This window comes from Candidatus Kurthia intestinigallinarum (assembly GCF_003991225.1).
GTDB classification, from domain to species: Bacteria; Bacillota; Bacilli; order Bacillales_A; family Planococcaceae; genus Kurthia; species Kurthia populi.
In genome coordinates this window covers 1-3,728 of the sequence record NZ_JTFC01000220.1, presented here as the reverse complement: position 1 = coordinate 3,728, position 3,728 = coordinate 1, and the positions used below count along the sequence as shown (strand labels likewise).

Here is a 3,728-nt window from a genome sequence, read left to right as displayed (position 1 = left end):
TATATAACTTTGTAAGGAGAAATTTTAAAGATATGAGGTTTTATTATATGAAATTCGATTAATGTTTACTTCTAGGGGTACCGTCAGATTTTCGCAGATTTACAACGATAAAGAATCTTCTTAACGCTAGTTATTAAGATGTTTTTTTTGAACAGTATTTTGAAATGAATTATGCTCAAAATATAGCTACTTTTAGCAGCGTAAAGATGTTGTACCAAAATCCGTCGGTTATAAGATAGCTATTCCTTATCGTTGTTATATAAATTGTTTGATAATACTACATCGTGCTTAACGTTGTAAATCTGCATTTTTATGACGCTATCCTTATAACAAATAATGTAGCCTCAAATGTACGCTTAGATTTCCGATTTGTTAATCGTTCCCTTATTTCCAGTTGAAATGGTGTGTCATTTTCAGTAGAACTTTTTGTTAAACCTCCAACCGACACTTGGAATATTTCAGTAAGTTTTGTGACAAGTTCACCAGATAGCATATGTTCTACAAGTGATTTACTTACACCCAATTGAGTAGCTAAACAAGTATAGCTTTCTCCGCATTTCTGCTATCTTTTCGTTTGTTTATATTATTTACCTATTTTTTTATAGACGTCTCCAATTTTGAATGATAGATATACAATATAGCATTGGGATTGAGTACTTTTTGGAGTTCAAGGCTTTTTCTAATAATCATTTTCATTCCCAAACCCACCTTTATAAGAATTAAATTGATTATCTCCACGATTAATTTTATCTATTACATATTTATTTGAAAGGACACTTAATGTCTCTTGCATAGCGTCATAATCCCTTTTAGACATAACAACAATAGTATCTTCTACATTTTCACCCGTAACAGCAATTTCACATGATTCCTTATTGATTTTTTTCATATACGTATGAAGGTTCTTTTGAAACTTCGAATGTGCTACAAATTCCATAGCAATCCTCCTTTTCTATACCATAACTTGATTGTACTAATTACTAGCATAAATCTTATATCACTATATAGTAATGAATATGTTTATAGGACAGATCTGTACTCAAAATGAATAATTAAATATGCAAAATCGATAAGCTAGCTGCATAAATGAAAAATCTCTCAAATGCTTGATATGATTGGGTTTTCAGCAAAATATATAAAAACGTGTATACAGCCGAATACAAAACGAAAACCGATAATGCTATTAAATCAACATTCTCGGCTTTTTAGCATGATCCCAAACTTTGATTTGGGAACGTTATTTGTATGGAATTGTATGCTTTTAAGTCAGTGTTTCCTGCCATTAACAATCATTTTTTCTTAATAATCAGTTAATTGTGGTATTATGTATATAAGGAGGCGATTATCTTGAATAAACGGAATAATAAATTGTTATTAACCTTTGTATTAGGACTTCTTGCAGCTCTTTTCATATTTCCGTTTTTAAGAACAATGGGTCTCTCATTTGATGTCGTATTAGTTTATTTATTTGGGGAAGGTAGTGTTTGGGCTTTACCTTTTTCACTATTAGTAATTGCTACAATTATTTTTGGTGTAAGGAAATCTATCTCTAAAACAGCAGCATAAAAATCTGTAAAAATGCTACATTCAAAAAAACCTTCGGAGTGTTGATGTACCAACACCAACACTCCGAAGGTTTTTTTGTTCCCAATGTTGCGTTTGGGAACGTTATTTAGGTTTACTTTGTATAGTTTATAAATTTATTTAAAGTGATTTATTTCGGATAGACCTTCTTAAATCGTTCGCAAACAACTAACATATCTGGTGAGAATTCTTTATCGTACTCTTTTAATAAATTACTAAAAAAATTCTCGTGTGCATCCCACCAAAATTGATAATCCCCTTCGCCTTCAGCTAAAGCAAATTCTTCGGATACATCGTTCATCGGCATTACTTCAACTGATTCAATTTGAATAATCGCAACAGGTGCGTCCGTCACATTCAAAACAATGTAATATTCCCCTGCTTGTGGTAATGCTTCTTTTTCTAATTCATAAAATACATAGCCAGAGGTTGTTGCTGTTTTCTTTCCTTTAACAACTAAATCCGCTAACCAATCAGCTGAAGCGCCAAATTGAAACGCATCTTTATATTTAATATCTTCTTGCTGAGTTACGACACAAAAATCATTCCAAAACTGATGAATATTCTCCATTTATAAACACCCTTTAATAAGATTATGTATTAGTAAAACCAATATTTTACTTTATTCAATCATAACATTCCCAAAGCCCGGCTTGGTAAACAAAAAGCAGCTAGGGTTTCAACTTGTCCTAGCTGCTTGATTTAAGATATTAATATGGTTGAAACCAAACACAGTAATTCATGAAAATAAGACAAGAAAACATACATAAAATTGGTGTAAGTAACATTCGTCTTTTTAAAATCATTTGCGTTAAAAGGGGGCGTAATTTCTTCCACATAATCACGCCTAATGTTATTACGAACAAAATAATAAACACTTCTGGATATACTAAAAAGAAAGCGAAATCGCCTATCCCTAAAATGATCTCTAATAACACAGCATAACCTAGCAAACGTATTTTCCCTACATATAGTTGAATATTAAATATTAATCTTATAAGCCACATCTTTATTTTCAATTCCCATCCCCCAAATAAAAAAGATACAATATATCCTATTTTATCACAGATAATGTAAGGGCATTAAAAGGTAGCCGTATATGGGAATCATATTCGTTTTAAAGTAGACACGTAGCATAAAGTTCATGCTATTTCTCATACTACTCAACATAATTGCCTTTCATGCTACAATATATACGCAGCATTTTCAGCTGACTCCTTTTTCGAAGGGAGGTGCACTACATGCCTAAATTTTCGCGACAAGAAAGAATGAAGGCTGAGCGAGAGAAGAAGCGTAGCGAAGGACTGACCATCTTTCGATACACAGCGGATCTATTCCGTTTTATCGATACACTATATCGACTCTTTCGTATGATGCTGTAAAACGATAAAAAGACGTTGATTCCAAACGGAACTAACGTCTTTTTATCATTTCTTCGCAGAATACCCCTCCCTCAAGGAACGTAGTGAGTAGGGAGGGGATGAATGCGAACCCAATTATTCTGCCAGTACTAGTTTGTTGAAAAGAACATCCGTTCCTATTATAATATTCGAAAAAAAGGAGGTGTCTGTCATGTCACATAAAGCGTATAAATTCCGTATCTACCCAAATAAAGACCAACAAGCATTAATTCATCAAACGCATGGTCATTGCCGTTTTGTGTACAACTATTTCCTTGAACGTTGGAATACTTCTTATGAAGAAGAAGGAAAAGGGTTGAATCGTTCCATTATGTCTAAAATGCTCACAAAGCTGAAAAAACAAGATGATACCGCTTGGTTACGTAATGTAGATAGTGTGGCATTACAAGCCTCTTATGAAAATTTAATAGACGCTTTTAAACGTTTCTTTCAAAAGCAAAATAAATATCCTCGCTTCAAAAGTAAAAAGAATCCAGTTCAAAGTTATACTACGAAGAATACGAATAACAATATTGCGATTGTCGGTAATCAAATGAAACTACCAAAATTAGGACTTGTAAAGTTTGCGAAATCTCGTGACATTGAAGGCCGCATTTTAAAAGCGACCATTAAATATAATGCGAGTGGTAAATTTTACGTGTCAGTCCTATGTGAAGTACCAGATTTCGAACTATTACCTCAAACAAACCAAGCTGTAGGCATAGATCTAGGCATCACTGACTT

General features: G+C 32.9%; 4 protein-coding genes. 2 read left to right on the top strand and 2 right to left on the bottom strand.

The genetic code is table 11. The features are described from left to right. Window positions 1-679: 679 nt before the first annotated feature. Window positions 680-937, bottom strand: coding sequence for a type II toxin-antitoxin system Phd/YefM family antitoxin (locus tag QI30_RS20010; protein ID WP_126992164.1), 258 nt, complete (start codon window positions 935-937; stop codon window positions 680-682). Window positions 938-1,347: 410 nt separating this feature from the next. On the opposite strand from QI30_RS20010, the gene QI30_RS20005 reads away from it, so the two are divergent. Beyond that, on the top strand, window positions 1,348-1,566 hold the full coding sequence (locus tag QI30_RS20005; RefSeq protein WP_126992163.1) for a hypothetical protein: 219 nt from the start codon (window positions 1,348-1,350) through the stop codon (window positions 1,564-1,566). Window positions 1,567-1,714: 148 nt separating this feature from the next. Here the strand turns inward: QI30_RS20005 and QI30_RS20000 are convergent, their stop codons facing one another. After that, window positions 1,715-2,155, bottom strand: coding sequence for an ASCH domain-containing protein (locus QI30_RS20000; protein ID WP_126992109.1), 441 nt, complete (start codon window positions 2,153-2,155; stop codon window positions 1,715-1,717). Between the two features lie 1,001 nt (window positions 2,156-3,156). Here QI30_RS20000 and QI30_RS19995 point away from each other — a divergent pair. Then, the coding region (locus tag QI30_RS19995) for an RNA-guided endonuclease TnpB family protein (protein WP_148113930.1) at window positions 3,157-3,728 on the top strand (572 nt) is incomplete at its 3' end.

Coding starts and splice junctions, on each gene's coding strand:
- QI30_RS20010 (WP_126992164.1), bottom strand. CDS start 937: ATGGAATTTGTAGCACATTCGAAGTTTCAAAAGAACCTTCATACGTAT.
- QI30_RS20000 (WP_126992109.1), bottom strand. CDS start 2,155: ATGGAGAATATTCATCAGTTTTGGAATGATTTTTGTGTCGTAACTCAG.